At 64.7% G+C, this 17,125-nt stretch carries 16 protein-coding genes and 1 tRNA gene; 7 read left to right on the top strand and 10 right to left on the bottom strand.

Going from position 1 to position 17,125, the window contains the following annotated elements:
- Positions 1-32 precede the first annotated feature (32 nt).
- From ACO05N_RS05940 to ACO05N_RS05920, 5 genes are all read left to right on the top strand, one after another.
- Positions 33-569 (top strand): sigma-70 family RNA polymerase sigma factor, encoded by a 537-nt coding sequence (locus tag ACO05N_RS05940; protein ID WP_422056244.1) that lies wholly within the window; start codon positions 33-35, stop codon positions 567-569.
- On the top strand, positions 566-1,639 hold the full coding sequence (locus tag ACO05N_RS05935) for a FecR family protein (RefSeq protein WP_422056243.1): 1,074 nt from the start codon (positions 566-568) through the stop codon (positions 1,637-1,639). The genes ACO05N_RS05940 and ACO05N_RS05935 overlap by 4 nt, the downstream gene beginning before the upstream one ends.
- Positions 1,640-1,762: 123 nt before the next feature.
- Positions 1,763-4,867: a TonB-dependent receptor gene (locus ACO05N_RS05930; protein ID WP_422056242.1), complete on the top strand. Its 3,105-nt coding sequence runs from the start codon at positions 1,763-1,765 to the stop codon at positions 4,865-4,867.
- 73 nt (positions 4,868-4,940) lie between these two features.
- The gene (locus tag ACO05N_RS05925; RefSeq protein WP_422056241.1) at positions 4,941-7,730 is read left to right on the top strand and encodes a M16 family metallopeptidase; all 2,790 of its coding nucleotides are present in this window, start codon (positions 4,941-4,943) and stop codon (positions 7,728-7,730) included.
- A 54-nt stretch (positions 7,731-7,784) separates the two neighbouring features.
- A complete protein-coding gene (locus ACO05N_RS05920; protein ID WP_422058715.1) occupies positions 7,785-8,894 on the top strand; it encodes a PLP-dependent cysteine synthase family protein in 1,110 nt (369 codons plus the stop codon).
- A 202-nt stretch (positions 8,895-9,096) separates the two neighbouring features.
- Here the strand turns inward: ACO05N_RS05920 and ACO05N_RS05915 are convergent, their stop codons facing one another.
- The 5 genes from ACO05N_RS05915 to ACO05N_RS05895 all read right to left on the bottom strand — a co-directional run bounded on the left by ACO05N_RS05915 (position 9,097) and on the right by ACO05N_RS05895 (position 10,506).
- The gene (locus tag ACO05N_RS05915) at positions 9,097-9,255 is read right to left on the bottom strand and encodes a hypothetical protein (protein ID WP_422056240.1); all 159 of its coding nucleotides are present in this window, start codon (positions 9,253-9,255) and stop codon (positions 9,097-9,099) included.
- 49 nt (positions 9,256-9,304) lie between these two features.
- Positions 9,305-9,670, bottom strand: a complete 366-nt coding sequence (locus ACO05N_RS05910) for a tyrosine-type recombinase/integrase (RefSeq protein WP_422056239.1) — start codon at positions 9,668-9,670, stop codon at positions 9,305-9,307.
- A 42-nt stretch (positions 9,671-9,712) separates the two neighbouring features.
- Positions 9,713-9,925: a phage integrase central domain-containing protein gene (locus tag ACO05N_RS05905; protein WP_422058714.1), complete on the bottom strand. Its 213-nt coding sequence runs from the start codon at positions 9,923-9,925 to the stop codon at positions 9,713-9,715.
- Between the two features lie 27 nt (positions 9,926-9,952).
- Complete coding sequence (locus ACO05N_RS05900) at positions 9,953-10,276, bottom strand: Arm DNA-binding domain-containing protein (protein WP_422056238.1); 324 nt, start codon at positions 10,274-10,276, stop codon at positions 9,953-9,955.
- Between the two features lie 139 nt (positions 10,277-10,415).
- A tRNA-Ser gene (locus tag ACO05N_RS05895) sits at positions 10,416-10,506 on the bottom strand.
- 87 nt (positions 10,507-10,593) lie between these two features.
- On the opposite strand from ACO05N_RS05895, the gene ACO05N_RS05890 reads away from it, so the two are divergent.
- Positions 10,594-11,457, top strand: a complete 864-nt coding sequence (locus ACO05N_RS05890; RefSeq protein ID WP_422056237.1) for a peptidylprolyl isomerase — start codon at positions 10,594-10,596, stop codon at positions 11,455-11,457.
- Positions 11,458-11,462: 5 nt separating this feature from the next.
- On the opposite strand, the gene ACO05N_RS05885 is transcribed toward ACO05N_RS05890, so the two are convergent.
- The 4 genes from ACO05N_RS05885 to ACO05N_RS05870 are packed head-to-tail and all read right to left on the bottom strand — an operon-like array spanning position 11,463 to position 14,983.
- Positions 11,463-12,080, bottom strand: a complete 618-nt coding sequence (locus ACO05N_RS05885; RefSeq protein WP_422056236.1) for an ABC-type transport auxiliary lipoprotein family protein — start codon at positions 12,078-12,080, stop codon at positions 11,463-11,465.
- A gap of 8 nt (positions 12,081-12,088) precedes the next feature.
- Entirely contained in the window at positions 12,089-13,060 is a 972-nt protein-coding gene (locus ACO05N_RS05880) for an MlaD family protein (RefSeq protein ID WP_422056235.1), read from the bottom strand.
- Positions 13,061-13,067: 7 nt separating this feature from the next.
- Positions 13,068-13,880, bottom strand: coding sequence for an ABC transporter ATP-binding protein (locus ACO05N_RS05875; protein WP_422056234.1), 813 nt, complete (start codon positions 13,878-13,880; stop codon positions 13,068-13,070).
- Entirely contained in the window at positions 13,880-14,983 is a 1,104-nt protein-coding gene (locus tag ACO05N_RS05870) for an MlaE family lipid ABC transporter permease subunit (protein WP_422056233.1), read from the bottom strand. The genes ACO05N_RS05875 and ACO05N_RS05870 overlap by 1 nt, the downstream gene beginning before the upstream one ends.
- 100 nt (positions 14,984-15,083) lie before the next feature.
- Here ACO05N_RS05870 and ACO05N_RS05865 point away from each other — a divergent pair, with 100 nt between their 5' ends.
- Entirely contained in the window at positions 15,084-15,758 is a 675-nt protein-coding gene (locus tag ACO05N_RS05865) for an HAD family hydrolase (RefSeq protein ID WP_422056232.1), read from the top strand.
- 108 nt (positions 15,759-15,866) lie between these two features.
- Here ACO05N_RS05865 and ACO05N_RS05860 read toward each other — a convergent pair whose 3' ends face one another.
- On the bottom strand, positions 15,867-17,072 hold the full coding sequence (locus ACO05N_RS05860) for a DUF445 domain-containing protein (RefSeq protein WP_422056231.1): 1,206 nt from the start codon (positions 17,070-17,072) through the stop codon (positions 15,867-15,869).
- Positions 17,073-17,125: the final 53 nt, after the last annotated feature.

Genomic DNA, 17,125 nt, shown 5'->3' with positions numbered 1-17,125 from the left:
TCTCTGAAAAGTCGATAAGGCCGCGATCAGCTATGCGAGACCGACCGATTCCGATCGATGAGAACCAGGCGCGACGATCGATCGAGAGCCTGTCGCTAAGCTATGGAAGCGTTCTGCTGCGCTACTTTACCCGTCGCGCCATTCCCGCATCCGATGCGCAGGATCTGGTCCAGGAGGTATTCGCACGGCTACTGCAAAAGGATGACCTCGCTCATGTCGAAAGTGCCGACCGCTATCTGTTCGTCACCGCTGCCAATCTTGCCCGCGACTATTTCCGATATCAAAAGGTACGCGTCGCGCATCCCGTCGCCGGGTTTGCCGAGCAGGTCCATAGGATGGACGATTTCGACCCTGAGCGGATCCTTGGCGGGCGCCAGGAACTAGACATTCTGATCGCCGCACTGAACGAAATGCCCGAACGCATGCGAAACATCTTCATTCTCGCCAGACTCGAGAATTTGCCGCGAACCGAGATCGCGCAGCGGCTCGGAATTTCGAAACGCACCGTGGAGGCACAGATCACGCTCGCCACCGCCTGCCTCGCCGAGCGCCGGAGACGCGTGACATGAGCGCGTTCCCCACGCCCCGCCCGCGCGCGCCTTGGCAGCCCGATGCAGTGCACGAGAGCGCGGCCGCTTGGGTGTTGCGGCAGGATCAGGGCGACCTGAGCGAGGCCGAGCAACTGCGTTTCGCGCAGTGGCTCGCAGAAGACGACAGGCATGCCGATGCTTATGACGATGCAGTGTGGGCGCTGAGCGTGACCGCGCGGCATGCTGGCGATTCCGCGCTGATCGAACTGCGGCGAACGGCCTTGCAAGCGCGGGGCAGTCGCAAACGGCTGTGGGGTTGGACCGGCGCGGTCGTAGCAGCGGCGGCCGCCGTCGTCGCGACGATGATCTGGACCGCTGCCCCGCAGCACACGCTGATCCCGACGGCGCAGCCGCCTTCGCTCGCGAGCAACGCGGGCGATCCGGCGGCGCGGCGCTATCGAACCGGGATCGGGGAGCGTGCGGCGATCGACCTGCCCGACGGATCGGTCGCGACGCTCGATACCGATAGCCAGATCCGCGTCGCCTATTCGACGGGAGAACGCGCGGTGCACCTCCTCCGTGGGCAAGCGCTGTTCGAAGTGGCGCATGGACAGTCGCGTCCGTTCCGCGTCTATGCGCAGGGACAAGAGATCACCGCCATCGGCACTGTCTTCAATGTGCGCCTCGAGGGTGATCGCGTACGCATCGCGATGGTGGAGGGCGTCGTGAAAGTGCGTGCGGCATCGCGGGCGGGAGCGGCGCCGGGCGCGCCACGACGCGAAATCACGCTTACGGCAGGCGACGGTGCCGTCGCCGCGCCAGCCGCGCCGCTCGAGGTCAAGCCCGTTGAACCGCGTGACGTGACGGCATGGCGCGGCGGGCAACTCGTCTTCAACGACGTGCCGCTGGCAGAGGCCGTAGCTGAGATCAATCGCTACACGACCCGGCCGATCGCGCTGGCTGATGCCACAGTGGGCGCGTATCGCGTCAGTGGGGTGTTCAAGGCAAACGATCCCGAGGCGTTCGCACGCGCCGCGACCGAGGTCTTGCCGGTGCGGATAACGCAGGAACGCGATGGACCAATGACCTTCCACACCAGCGACGAGTGATGCTTTTGTGAAAGTTTTTTTGCGGACCCGGCGCCTCGACCCGTCTTCATAGTCGATCGACACATCGACGGGGGGAACAAAAGGGTGGGGATTGGGAACCGGAACTGGATGAAGGCGGCGTTGATGGCCGCCACGGCGGCACTCGTGGCGGTACCAGCCGAGGCGTCGGGGCAGGACGTGGCGCGCAGCTACGACATCGCTTCGCAGGGCCTGGGCACGTCGCTGACCGAGCTTGCACGCCAGAGCAATCGGCGGCTGCATTTTTCGGCTGACCTCACGCGTGGAAAGCGGGCTCCCCGCCTGACCGGGCGCATGAGTTTCGAGCAAGCCCTCGAACGATTGCTGCAGGGCTCGGGCTTGCGCGCGCGCCAGACGGCGAGCGGGGCGATGGTGATCGAACGCGCGCCGCAAGTCACGTCGGACCCCGGTAGCCCCGCGACGGACGAAGCAAGTGCCGGGCGATCGGAGATCCTCATCGTCGGCAACCGCTCGCTCAACGCCGATATCCGCCGCAGCGAGGACGACGATCAACCCTATGTGGTGTTCGGAAAAGAGGAAATTCGTTCGTCCCAAGCCGCGTCCGTCGAAGAATTTCTGAGCAGCCGACTTCCGCAGAACAGCCGGTTCGGTGGGTCGAACGCACAGACCGCAGGCGGCGTTGGCTCGCCCTATTCCACGTTCAACCTTCGCGGACTCGGCTCCAACCAGACGTTGATCTTGGTGAACGGGCGCCGGGTAGCGGACCGCTCAGCAGCCAATGGCGGGCCGGCTCAGCCTGATCTCAACGGAATCCCGGTCGGTGCCATCGAGCGCATCGAGGTGCTCCCATCGTCCGCCGGCGGCATCTATGGCGGAAATGCAGTCGGCGGCGTCATCAATATTGTCCTGCGCAGCGACTATCGCGGCATCGACGTTACGCTCAGCCATAATTCAACGTTCGATTTTCATGCCCCGATGACCCGTCTGGATGTCGCGGGCGGCTTTGCGCTCGAGGGCGGACGAACCACCGTGGCGTTCAGCGGCGCGATAAGCGACTCAGGCACGTTGCTCGTCAAGGACCGCCGGCGGCTGGTGCAACAGGGCGTCGACCGCGGTTTTGCCAACCAGTCGCCCTACATCGGGAACGCCACACCACCGATCGGCAACGGCATCAACATTCGCAGCAGCACCGGTGCGAACCTTGTGCTCGACAATGGCGTCGCGCTCAACTCGAACCTAGCCACAATACCGCTTGGCTATGCGGGCTATGGGAGCGACGGTGGCGCGGCTTTCGTCGCCGGGGCTGGCCGGCTCAATCTGGATATGCCCGAGGACCTGAACGGGTCGGAACGCGCGCTGATCACGTCGTCCGAACTTCGCTCGTTCAACGTCAATGTCAGACGCAAGTTCAACAGCTGGCTCGACATGTTCGCCGACTATTCGCACTTCGTGAACAAGGGTAACAGCGTCGGCGTCACCCAGCTTCCGAACACCGCGACGCTGGCGGCCAACGCGCCGACAAACCCCTTTCAGCAGCAGGTGACGGTCTCGTTCCCGGTCCCGGACTATGCCTTCCCCTATGAATTCGAATCGACCAGCCGACGCCTGAGCACCGGCGCGATCGTGCGGCTTCCGGGCAAATGGGCGGTCAATGTCGAGTTCAATCGGAGTTGGTCCTCCGCCCGTTCGACGGGCTATGTCTATGTGACCGAACTGGCGGCCACCACCTGCGGCCTCAATGCATCGACCGCAGCCTCTTGCGCCGGGCGCCCCCAGCTCAACCCGTTTCAGGGCCCAATCGATTTCGGAAGCTATTTGTTCGACGAGCCGACGGCCGTCACCGGCCCCTACGAGTCGACCTTCGACAATCCGGTGATCCGCGCGTCCGGACCGCTGTTCAAGCTGCCTGGCGGCTCGGCCACGCTGACTGCGGCCCTGCAGCGGGAAGCGCGGACGATCGAAAGCACGCGGGACGTGACGCTCAACCAGTCGACCCGCGCACGCACCTATACGTTTTACTCGCCACGCTTCCAACGAACCAATTCGGCCTATGCCGAAGTGACGCTCCCACTCGTCTCCTCGGCGAGCGACATTCCGATGCTGCGCGAACTCGAGTTGCGCGGCGCAGTGCGCCATGACGATTATCTGACCCGCTCGGCGCCGCTGAGCGCCTATCAGCTCGTCACCACCGACCCCAATGCGATCTTTCCGACCTACACCCCGCTTGAGGCGCGGATCGATAGCACCAACTACACGCTCGCCGCGAAGTATTCTCCGTTCGAAGGTCTCGTCCTGCGCGCGAGCTTCGCCACCGGTTTCCTGCCGCCCAGCGTGATCCAGTTGGCGAATACCACGTTGACAATCGGGCAGTTCAATCCCGATCCCTTTCGCGGCAATCGCGCCGAGGGCTATAGCTACAGCCTCATTACCGGCCTCGGGAACACCGAGCTTCAGCCCGAACGTTCCAAGAGCCTGTCGCTGGGCGCAATTCTGACGCCGTTCAGGGGTCTGCGCTTCTCGGCAGATTATACCCGGATCAAGAAGGACAGCGAGATCGGCGGTGTCCCGATCCCCTATCTGCTGGCGAATCCGGAACAGTTTCCGGGCCGGGTGGTCCGGGAAGCTGCCCCGCAAGCGGGCGATCCTGCGGGATATCTCGGTCGGATCGTCTCGATCGATGCCTCACCGGTCAATTTCTTCCGCGCAATCTATCAGTCGGTCGACTTCCAGCTCGATTATCTTTGGGAAGACCATGCGCTCGGCAAGGTTCGGCTGTACGGGATCGGCACCTGGCATCCAGACAGCATCCGGCAAACCACGGCACAGGGAACCTCGCTCAACTATGCCGGCAACCGGGACGGGCCATTGCGTTGGCAAGGCAATGCCGGGTTCGACTGGCAGATCGGCAAGCTCAACGTGCAATGGAATACGCAGTTCTATAGCAGCTACAACATCTACAATACTTCGGACCCGAGCACGACGAGCGGCGCGATCGCGAGTGCGGTCGCGCTGCAAGGCGAGCGCAAGGTGCCGGTCCAGTCCTATAGCGATCTGTTTCTTGCCTATGACTTTGGCGACACGAGTGGCGTTTTGAACGGACTGCGGCTGTCTGCGGGTATCCAGAACGTCTTCGACAAAACGCCGCCGGTCGTCGCGATCACCACCTATCGGGCGTCGGGCTACAGTAGCTATGGCGACGCCCGGTTGCGTCGCTTCACGATTAGCCTGCGCAAATCCTTCGGCAAGTAGCCGCGCACGATCGATGCTCTTTGACCGTGGGGCGGCGCTCCGCGGTCCTCCTCCCGCGTATCTGGAGAACGTCATGAAAGTTCGGTCTTCTTCCGCAATTCCGCTTGCCCTGCTGCTGGGATCGGTCGCCATGGCGGGGGCGTCTGCTCAGCAGACGACCCCGCGCAAGTCCACGACATCGGTCAAACAACCGGCATCAGTGGCCCCTGAGATGAAGCCGATCCCGATCTCCTTCGAGCGGTTCGTGCTTCCCAACGGCCTGACCGTGATCGTGCACGAGGATCACAAGACGCCGATCGTGGCGGTCGGCGTATGGTATCATGTCGGCAGCGCCAATGAGACGCCGGGGCGCACCGGGTTCGCGCATCTGTTCGAGCATCTGATGTTCAATGGGTCGCAACATGCCGACTCCGACTGGTTCGAACAGATGAACGAAGTGGGTGCCAGCGCGAACGGCACCACCGAGTTCGATACCACCAAATATTATCAGGTTATCCCGAGCGTGGCACTCGATCGCGTCCTATGGCTTGAGTCGGACCGGATGGCGAACCTGCTGCCAGCAGTCGACCAGGCCAAGCTCGACGAGCAGCGCAAGGTCGTTCAGAACGAGAAGCGCCAGCGCGAGAACCAACCGCTCGCGGAGATGGGCGAAATTGTGATGCGGCGCAGCTATCCCGCCGGGCACCCCTATAGCTGGGCGCCGATCGGCTCCATGGAGGACCTCAACGCGGCCACGCTCGACGATGTCCGCGCGTTCTTCAACACCTGGTATCGTCCCAACAACGCGGTGCTGGTACTTTCCGGCGACGTGACGGTGGCGGAGGCGCGCGAGAAGGTCACCCGCTACTTCGGCAATATTCCCGCGGGGCCGCCGATCAATCGAGTCAAGGATTGGCCCGCCATGCGTACGGGCGAGGTGCGGGTGCAAATGGACGTTCAGATCGCGAACCCCATCCTGTTCAAATTCTGGAACGTCCCTGGACGTAACGATCCCCAGATACCGATGTTGAAGATTGCTGCCGAGACGCTCGGCGAGGGCTCAACCAGTTTCCTGCACCGGCGTCTCGTCCTCGAGCGGAAGCTGGCAAGCGAGGTTCGATCGGCCGTGTCGACGCTGGCGCTGGGTTCAATTTTCCAGGTAAACGCCACGGCCAAGCCGGGCGTCAGTTTCGAACGGCTGGAAACGGCGCTCGATGAGGAAATCGCCGCTTATCTTCGGACCGGGCCGAGTGCAGAAGAGGTCGAGCGGTACAAGCGCAGCCGCTACGCCGGCACGGTGCGCGCCCAGTCCGGCGTGCTGGGCCTGGCCTCCCGACTGGCGGAGAGCGAGTTGTTTGCCGGCGATCCCGGCGATGATGCGGTACGCCAGCAGCGCACCCTCTCCGTAACGCCTGCTCAGGCGGTCGCCGCTGCACGCCAGTGGATTTCGGACGGTGCGCTTATCGTCGAAGCGCGGGCCGTGCCGGAGTACAAGGTCTCCGGCGCTGCGGTAGATCGGACGACGAAGCCGGCCGTCGGTGCGATGGCCGATTTCAGTCTGCCAGCGCTGCAGCGCGCTACCTTGTCGAACGGCGTCAAGGTCGCACTGGCGGAGCGCCACGACGTGCCGACTGTGTCAATGACGATGTATGTCGATGGCGGTGCGCTGCCGGATCGCAACCCGGCCTCGGTAGGCCTGTCCGAAGGGTTCTCACTGACGACGGCAGGTACCGTCACGCGTTCGCGCGACGACATCTCGACTGCGCTCGAGCGACTAGGAGGGAGCGTCTATTGGACGGTGGCGCAGGAAGATACGCGCTATTCGATGGAAGCGCTCAAGGCCAATCTCGACGAGACGCTCGACGTCTATGCCGATGTCCTGCTCAATCCCACCTTCCCGCAAGAGGAATGGGCGCGCAAGAAGGAGCGTTTCGTCCGGGGGTATGAAGAAAGCAGCCTGACGCCCACTGGCAAGTTTCGGCGGCTGGCGCCGCGTTACATCGTCGGCGCCGACCACCCCTATGCCGCACGACTGACCCCCGAAACGATCCAGAAACTGACCACCGCCGACCTGCGTCGCTTTTACGAGCGCTGGGTGCGCCCCGACAACGCAACCTTGCTGATCGTCGGCGACATCACGCTGGCAGAAATCGTCCCGAAACTGGAGCAGCAGCTGAGCGGCTGGAAGCGACCAGCAACTCCACTGCCCGAAAAGCAGACGCTCGTTCCACCCGCGCGACCTGCGGGACCGCGCGTCGTCCTGATCGATCAGCCCGGAGCGAAGTCCAGCATCATCAAGGTCCTGCAGACCGGCGGGCCGCGAACGAATCCCGATTTCGAGGTGCTGAGGGTGGCGAACACCGTTCTCGGCGGTCACTTCCTGTCCCGGCTCAACATGAACCTTCGCGAACAAAAAGGCTGGTCCTACGGCGCATCGTCGAGCATCGAATCTGCCCCGCTGATCGGAATGGTCGAAGCGGGTGGATCGGTACAGGCCGACAAGACGGTCGAAGCGATGCGGGAGATCGATCGCGAGACCCGCGAGATCGCGACTACCCGCCCGCCCAGCGATGAGGAAATCGCCGCCGCCAAGAATGTCCTCCTGCTCGGACTGCCCGCGCAGCTCGAGGGGCCGGGCGGGATGAAGGGCTTCTACGCCGACACCTTCGAATATGGCCTGCCCGAGGACTATTGGAACGGCTATATCGGCCGGGTGCAGGCGCTGACGCCAGATCAGGTCCGCGCGGCGGCGCGGCGGCTGTTCCGACCCAAGGAGCTCACCTGGATGGTGATCGGCGATCTGTCGACGATCGAGGCGGAAATCCGAAAGCTCGGGTTAGGCGAGGTCGAAGTCGTCGATGCATATGGCAAGCGTCTGCGCTAGCGGATATCGGTCTGCGCGTTCCGGATTGCGAACCATCGCGGGGATATGACTGTCATGAACGTCCAGACCGAACCGGTTCTTCCACGTATCGGTTCGGTATCCGGACCGGCGCATCGGGCATGGCGGATGGAGGCGATCCGTCGCATCGAAGCCGACTATAACCGATCCGCCGACACGCATCTGATCCGCGTCGACCTGCCGCGTCATCCCGGCATCACATTGTATCTCAAGGATGAAAGCAGCCACCCGACGGGCAGTCTCAAGCACCGCCTGGCGCGTTCGTTGTTTCTCTACGCGCTTTGCAACGGGTGGATCGGGCCAGACACCTGCGTCATCGAATCATCCTCGGGTTCGACGGCCGTCAGCGAAGCCTATTTCGCGAAGATGCTGGGTCTTCGGTTCATCGCGGTGGTGCCGGCAAGCACGGCAGCGCCGAAGCTCGACGCGATCCGCTTTCAAAGCGGCGAGATCCATGCGGTCGAGGATCCGCGCTCGATCGATGCCGTCGCGCATCGGCTCGCTCGGGATACCGGGGGCCACTATCTCGACCAGTTCACTTATGCCGAGCGGGCGACCGACTGGCGCGGGAACAACAATATCGCCGAGAGCATCTTTACCCAGATGGCGACGGAAGAAGCGCCGGTGCCCGCGTGGATCGTATGCGGCGCAGGAACCGGCGGCACCTCGGCGACGATGGGGCGCTATATCAGCTACCGGCGCCACGCGACGCGGCTGTGCGTCGCCGATCCGGTCGGGTCGATCTTCCACCGCCACTATGCCGATCCCGCCATGATCGAAATGCCCGAAGGCTGTTCGAGCTGCATCGAAGGTATCGGGCGCGCGCGGGTCGAACCAAGCTTCATGCCCCGCGTGATTGATCGTATGATCGCGGTGGAAGACGTAGAGAGCATCGGCGCGATGCACGCGCTGTCGGATCATCTCGGGCGTCGGGTCGGTGGGTCGACAGGTACCAACATCGTAGCCTGCGCGAGGCTGATCGGCGAGATGGCCGCGGCGGGTGAACAGGGCTCCGTCGTCACGTTGCTGTGCGACAACGGCGAACGCTACGGCTGCACCTATTATGACGATGCGTGGCTCGCCGCGCGATCGCTGGACTGGGCCCAGTCCGCTGCCCGGATCTTCCAAACCTTGCTGGCTCCGTAAGACTTCGGCCTCGTTGGAAAGGCGTCGACGCGACGACTATCACTCTCGTGCTTCAGCAAGCCGCTTCAACCTGAGCGCAATTTGATCGAGCGCTTCTTGTCCAAACTAAGGTACTCCCACCGCGTCGAATGCGGCACGATAACCCCGCCGCCAACTTCCTTGCCTGAGTCCAACTCGCTGCAATACGACTACAGCCTCGGGCCTATGCCTTCTCAAGCTCATTGCGCGATGCTGCCGAAGCGCCGCTGCAAAAGCCCGCCCAATCGCGCATGAGAAGCCGGCGCTTGTCGAGAAAGTCGGTGCGCCGATACGCGGCCTCGACCTCGTTGGACACCGCATGCGCCAGCGCAGCCTCGGCCACCTCTCCGGGATAGTCGGTCTGGTCCGCAACCCAGTCCCGGAACGCAGAGCTAACCCAGGAACCGTGACGCCAGCTCCATGTCGCGCAAAATCTTGAGCAACGTCATATCGGACAGCGGCCGCCTCACATTCTGCCCCGGAAACACGAGGTCGCTCGCCCCGACCTTGAATGCCTTGGCCCGCTCGAACACGGCGACCGCCGCATCGGACAAGGGTAAAAGGTGAGTCCGCCCCATCTTCATGCGCTGGGCCGGGACCGACCAAATGCGGTTCTCCAGATCCAACTCCGACCTGCATGCGCCGCGCATCTCTCCCGACCGCGCAGCAGTCAGGATCAGGGCTTCGAGGGCAACGCGGCCGACGGGCTCCCTCTCCCGCAGCTTCTCGATGAATGCCGGGACATCGGCATAGGGCATCGCGGCAAAGTGCCGATCCTTCTTGGGCTGACGCGGCAGACGCTACGCGATCGACCGCATCGGCGCCTCGGTTGCCCTGAACCCCTTCGCGCATGCCCAATCGAGAACCGTGGCGATCCGTTGGCGCACGCGACGCGCCGTCCCGGGCTTGCTCAACCAGATCGGGGCAAGCAAGTCACGAATGGCTGGTGCCTCGATCTCGTTCACCGGCCGGCCGCCAAATGCCGGAAAGGCATAGGTCTCAAGCGTCGAAATCCACTGCTGCTGATGCTTGCCGTTTTTCTAGGCTGCGCGGTGCTCTTCATGCACGCTGACCGCCGCCTCGCGAAACGTGGGGACCGTTATGCGCTCCTGCTTGCGCTTCGCTACCGGGTCGATCCCCTGGGCGATTTTCTGACGAGTCGCATAGGCCGCCGCGCGAGCGTCCTTGAGTGAAACCGACTTCGCAGAGCCGAGCCCGATATCCTGCCGTTTGCCCGCGGATTGCACGCAAAGAATCCAGCCGGCCGCGCCGCGACCGTTGATTTCGAGGAATAGGCCGTCGCCGTCGGAGTAGCGGCCCAGTTCAGAGAGGCTGCGAATTTTCGCCGCAGTGAGCCTCCCCATGACACCTCACCTCATTTTTCCCCACACTTCGCGCGGGATGATGCGGAATTGAGTGAAACCCAGCGGAACGAAAAAACCGCTGATTTCCGGGCTTTTTTAGCGATTTTTAGGGAGCGCGGCGACCTAAAAAAGGCCCAAATGGCGGAGCGGGAGGGATTCGAACCCTCGATACGCTTTTGGCGTATACTCACTTTCCAGGCGAGCGCCTTCGACCACTCGGCCACCGCTCCGCACCGCTGGAAGCGCGCTGCCTAGAGATTTGCCCGGCGCTGTGCAAGCGCGTTGCGCGGTCGCAGGAGGCGTGACAGCTTGCGGACATGTTGACCCTCGCTCTCACGCTCGCGCTCCAGGCCGCCGCGCCTGCACCCGCACCCGCGCCGCTGCCGTCCGATCCACTGGTCGGGGACTGGCGCGACATCCCCGCCGACGAGCTGCTGGTCATGACATTGGGCGCGGGCAAACGGGTCGTGATCCGCCTCGCGCCGCGCTATGCCCCGGTGCATGTCGCCAATATCCGCAAGCTGGCGGCGGCGGGGTGGTGGGACGCGGCGCGCGTCTATCGCGTCCATGACAATTATGTCGTCCAATGGGGTGACCCGACCGAGAAGAAGCCGCTGCCGGACGGCGTGGTGGCGCAACCGCCGGCCGAATATGACTGGCCGCGCTACGACGCGATCACCCGCCTCACGCGGCGCGATCCTTACGCCCGCCGCACGGGGCATAGCGCCGATGGCTGGCCGCTCGCCACCAACGGCACGGTCGCGTGGATCCCGCATTGCTATGCCATGGTCGGGGTCGCGCGCGATCTGGCCCCCAGTACCGGCAGCGGCGGCGACCTGTATGCGGTGATCGGCCATGGCCCGCGCCATCTCGACCGCAACATCGCGATCGTGGGGCGCGTGATCGAGGGAATCGAGCATCTGTCCTCGCTCCCGCGCGGGACCGAGGGCGGCCTGGGCCTCTACAAGGAGGCGAGCCAGCACGTGCCGTTCGTGCGCGGTCGACTGGCCAGCGCGCTGCCCGAAGCGGAGCGCCCACGCTTTCAATACCGCGCGGCGGACAATCCCCGTTTCGCGGCCTGGATCAAGGCGCGCGAGAACCGCCAGCCGCCGTTCTTCAACCTGCCCGCGGGTGGAGCGGACATCTGCAACGTGATGCCGCCGGTGCGCCGGGTGGACTAGCGCCGTTATCGGCCGACCCAGTCGGCGACCTCACCCGCCACGCGGTTCGCCGCCTGATTGAGGGCCGCCCCCGCCTCGGTCGGGGTCAGTTGCGCCATCGGCACGCGCGCTTCGAAGCGGCGCTTTTCGAACGTCATTGCCGGACGGACGCCATCGGCACCGGCGGGACGGTCGCGCACCAGCGTTGCCTCATAGACCACCACCGCTGCATTGCTGTCGGCATCGACCCCGAACTGCCGCAACTCGCCGCCCAGCCGCGCGCCCGGGTCGGACAGCGACTGACGCAGGTTCAGCACGACGCGGCCGGTGCGCACCGAGATCGTGTCGCCCAGCACGCGCGCGAACATGCGGTTGGGCGCTTCGACCCATTGCGCGTCCTTCAGATAGGCGACCGCCGTGTCGCTGCTGCGCACCGGAACGCGGGTCACCGCCAGTTCCTGCGGCACCGACGGGACGGCGATAGTGATCGCGCGCACCGTCGCCGAGCTCACCGTCTGACCGGTCGGCATCACAGCGTCCGCCTCCAGCTTGAGCAGCGAGGGCGGCGGCTCGGCACCGAACTTGATGCATCCGCCAAGCGGCAGTGCGGCGAGCAGGACGGGGGCGAGGAGGAGCTTGCGCATCATCGGGCTCACTTCTTCTTGGGGTCGTAGTCGGGCAGTTTGGGCGATCCGATCAGCGATCCGGCGCCTTCACGGTCGATCTTCTCCGCGACCGAGGCAAGCGCGGCGGTCATCTGGCGCAGGTCCTGAATCAGCTGGTTGAGCTCGGGAATGGTCTTGGTCGTCACCTCGTCGATGCCGCCGTCCGCCTTGCCCAACGTGCGCTCGAGCGCCTTCATGCTCTTGTCCGCCGATGCGATCGCGCCGCGCAGATCCTTCATCGTCGGCGCGATTTCCTGGTCCAGCACGCGATCGGTGGTGCCGGCAAGATTGCCGATCTGTTCGGCGGCGACGCCGGCCTTCTGCACCGTGACGCGCAGTTCGGCGAGCGTTGCACGCATGTCCGGCGCACCCTTGGCCAGCTCACCGGTCAGCTTTTCGGTATTTGCGAGAATGCCGCTGATCGATGCCTGGTTACGGTCGGACAGCAATTCGGTCAGCCGCTCGGTCAGCGTCGACAGCCGCTCGAGCAGGCGCGGCGCGGAGTTGAGCAGCGCGCCCAGGCCGCCCTGCTTGGTCGGAATCACCGGCACGCCGAGCGGACAGACGCTGCGTGGATTGGCATCCGGGCACACGATCGGGGGGGCGCCCTTGACCGCGCCGTCGAGCTGAATCTGGCTGACCCCGGTGAACCCGACGCCCTGGATCGTCGCGGTCGTGCCCTGCAGGATCGGGACGTCGCTGTTCACCGCGATGCGCACGCGCACCAGGCTTGGGTCGGGCTTGAACAGGCCGATTTCCTTGACCTGGCCGGCGGGCACACCGGAAAAGGCGACCTGCGATCCCTTGTTCAGCCCGTCCACCGCCTGTTTGAAGAAGATGTCATATTCTTTCTCGCTGGTCGTGTTCACCCGGGCAAGCCACACGGTGAACAGCGCCAGCACGGCGAGCAGGATCAGCACGACTGCGCCGACCAGCACATGGTTTGAGCGTGTTTCCATCAGTCCCTCATGCCCCCATGGCTCCGGCGCGTTCCGCGCTCGCCACCGCCGCGCGTCCGCGCGGGCCGTTGAAATATTCCTGAATCCACGGATGATCCAAAGCGAGCAGCTCGTCGATCGTTCCCACAGCGATCACGCGCTTGTCGGCCAGCACCGCGACGCGGTCGCAGATCGCATAGAGCGTGTCGAGGTCATGGGTGATGAGGAAGACCGTCAGGCCCAGCGTCTGCTGGAGCGAGCGCGTCAGTTCATCGAACGCCGCCGCACCGATCGGATCGAGCCCGGCGGTCGGCTCGTCGAGGAACAGCAATTCGGGATCGAGCGCCAGGCTGCGCGACAGACCCGCGCGCTTCTTCATGCCGCCTGAAAGCTCGGCGGGATATTTGGGGCCGGCCTCGGGCGGCAGGCCAGTCATCACCACCTTGTAAGCCGCGATCTCGGCGAGGAGCTGCTGGTCGAGCTGCGGATAGAATTCCTTGAGCGGGACCTGGACATTCTCGGCCACGGTGAGGGTCGAAAACAGCGCGCCGCCCTGAAAAAGCACGCCCCACCGCCGACGGATTTCAATCGCCTGCGCTTCATCGGCGTCGATCACCGATTCGCCAAAGACACGGACCTCACCTGCATCGGGCGGTTGCAGGCCGATGATCGATCGCATCAGCACCGATTTGCCGGTGCCAGATCCGCCGACCACGCCCAAAATCTCGCCCGGCCGCACGTCGAGATCGAGATTGTCATGCACGACCTGATCGCCGAAGCTGTTGCGCAGGCCGCGAATGCGGATGATCGCTTCTTCGCCATCGAATGTCGGAGCGGTCATCAGTTCCACCCCACTTCGGTGAAGAAGACCGCAAAGAACGCATCGAGGACGATGACGAGGAAGATCGCCTGGACCACCGCCGTGGTGGTGCGCAGGCCGACCTGTTCGGCGTCGCTCTCGACCTGCATCCCCTGATAGCAGCCGGCGATGGCGATGATCGCGCCGAACACCGGCGCCTTGACGAGGCCAACATAGAGGTCGGTGATCGGCACCACTTCGCGAATGCGCTGGACGAAGGTGATCGGCGGGATGTCGAGCGCGATCCAGCACAGCAGCCCGCCGCCGATCATCCCGAGCAGCGAGGCATAGAAGCCAAGCAGAGGCAGCATCAGCACCGCCGCAATCACGCGCGGGAGCACGAGCGCCTCCATCGGGTTGACCCCGATGGTGCGCATCGCGTCGATCTCTTCGGTCAGCTTCATCGTGCCGAGCTGCGCCGCAAAGGCCGATCCGGAGCGGCCCGCGACCATGATCGCGGTCATCAGGATGCCCAGTTCGCGCAGCGTGATGCGCCCGACCAGGTTGATCGTGAACACCTCCGCGCCGAACTGGCGCAGCTGGACCGCGCCCTGTTGCGCGATGACGATCCCGATCAGGAAGCTCATCAGTCCGATGATGCCGAGCGCGGAGACGCCGACGACCTCGAACCGATGCACCGTCGCGTGATAGCGAAAGCGACGCGGATTGGCGATTACCCGGCCGGCCGCGACTGCGGTCGCGCCCATGAAGCCGAGCAGGCCAAACATGGTCTTGCCCGCCTGAATTACCGCTTCGCCGATCTCGGCGAGCAACTGGGCGAACGCGCCCATCGGCTTCGGCGGCCCTTCGATCGGGTGATCGGCCTGGGCGACATGGTCGAACAACAGCTGCTGATTCGAATCGAGCCCCGCGACCTGCGCGCCGCGATCCCGCGCGAAGCGATGGATCAGCCATGCGCCGACCGTGTCGATCCGGTCGATCCCGCGCATGTCGAGCGTGTTCACGTCCCCCTCGACCGCGTTCAGCCGGTCAGGCAGATCGCCGATCGAGCGTAACGACAGGTTGCCGCTGAACCGCAGCGCCCCGGCGGTCGCGTCGTGCTGAAAGTCGGCTGGCGCATTCATCGCGACCACCCATCGTTGATTCGGACTGGAACGGCAAGCACCTGTAGCTAGAGGATAAGGTGCCGACCGAACCAATTGCGGACGGCGAGGAAAGGTTTCGATGCGCCGATTCGCCATTTACGACATGGACAAGACGATCACGCGGCGCGCGACATGGACACCATTCCTGATCCATGCGGCGCGCGTGCGGGCGCCGTGGCGGCTGGCGCTGCTCCCGCTCGCGGCGGTGGCGAGCCTGGCCTATCTGGCCAAGGCGATCGACCGGGCGCGACTAAAGGAGATCACGCATCGCCTGATGATCGGCCGCGCGATCCCGCCCACCGATCTGGCGGCAGTGGCGGATGCATTTGCGGACGATATGGCGACGACAAATATGTTCGCCGATGCCCGCGCGCGGGTGGAAGCGGATCGCGCGGCGGGCTGGGAGCCGGTGCTGGCGACGGCGAGCCATGGCTATTATGCTGAAGCGATCGCCGCACGGCTGGACATCGACACGGTGATCGCCACCGCGGCGCGGCGCGACGCCGATGGCAATGTGCTGGCGGACCTTGAGGGCGAGAATTGCTACGGCCCGGCCAAATTGCGGCTGATAGAGGCGTGGATGGCGCGGGAAGGTCTATCGCGAACGGACATCCGGGTGCGCTTCTACAGCGACCATGTCTCCGACGCGCCGGTACTCGAATGGGCGGACGAGCCGTTCGCGGTCAACGCCCATGGCCCGCTGCGCAAGCTGGCGGCGGTGGAAGGGTGGACGGTGCTGGATTGGGAGGGGTAGCCACAATCCTTCCCGCCAGCCGGAGGCTGCGTCCTTTCACCCATCGCGCTTCCTCCCCCTCCGTCAGCTGCGCTGACACCTCCCCCTGGCGGGGGAGGATAGGGTCGCTTACAACACCGTATGCAGCGTGTGCAGCGTCAGCCCGACCATGCCGCCGACCAACGTCCCGTTAATCCGGATATACTGCAGATCCTTGCCCACCGCATTTTCGAGCCGTCCGGTGATCGTGCGCGCGTCCCAGCCGCGCACCGTGTCCGACACCAGCCGCACGATGCCGTCGCCATAATCGGCGGCGGTGCCGACTGCGGCGCGGCGGACGAAGCGGTTGATCATGTGCGCGAGGCGCGGGTCGCTCTGCAGCGTTTGCCCGAGCTGGCGCAGCGCGTCGCCAAACTTGCCGGCCAGCGCGGCATCGGGATCGCGCGCCACGCGGAGCAACGCGCCGCGGGCCTGGTCCCACATCCCCTCGATCCAGCGGGCGAGTGCGGGATTGTCGAGCATGTCGGCCTTGAATTCCTCGACCTTCAATCGGGTCGGGATGTCGAACTGCAGGTCGAAGGCAAGCTTTTCCAGCCCCTCCTCCACCTTGGCGCGCAGCGGGTGGCCGGGATCCTCAGCGACGTCGGACACCAGCTTGTAAAGCCCGTCGATGATCGCATTGGCCAGCGTCTCGTCCAGCCCGGTCCAGCGCATGATCGACCCGGCCCGCTCATGCACCATCTTGCGGATCAGCGCTTCATTCTGGTCGATGATCTTGGCCAGCCAGCGCAGCATCGAATCCATCAGCGGCAGGTGCCGCCCCTCGGCAATCGCCGCGCCCAGTGCCTGACCCAGCAAGGGCGCAACGTCGGTCTGACGCAGGCGATTGGCGACCGCGCCCTTGATGAGGCCGCCGAGCTGATCCTTGTCGAGCGATTCGAGCAGCGACGCCGCCATGCGCGAGGCACCGCGGCGCAGACGGCCCGAGCTTTCAGGCGGCTGGGCCAGCCAGCGGCCCGCAGCCCCTGCCACATCGATCGTCCGCATCCGCCGCGCCACGACGCGGGGAATGAGGAAATTGTCGCGCAGGAAATTGGCGAGCGAGCTGGCGATCCGCTCCTTGTTGCGCGGAATGATCGCGGTATGCGGGATCGGCAGTCCGAGCGGGTGGCGGAACAGGGCGGTGACCGCGAACCAGTCGGCCAGCCCGCCGACCATCGCGGCTTCAGCAAAGGCACGGACGAAGCCCGCGACGGTGTAATCGGGTTCAAAGCTGCGCGCGGTGAAATACACCGCCGCCATCAGTACCAGCAGGCCGGTGGCGAGAATGCGCATGCGCCTGAGGCCAGGCGGGACGGGGTCGGATGAGCGAATCACAGGACCAGAAA

Source organism: Sphingomonas sp. (assembly GCF_965227385.1).
Taxonomy (GTDB): domain Bacteria; phylum Pseudomonadota; class Alphaproteobacteria; order Sphingomonadales; family Sphingomonadaceae; genus Sphingomonas.
This window is presented reverse-complemented; position numbering and strand designations above follow the sequence as displayed.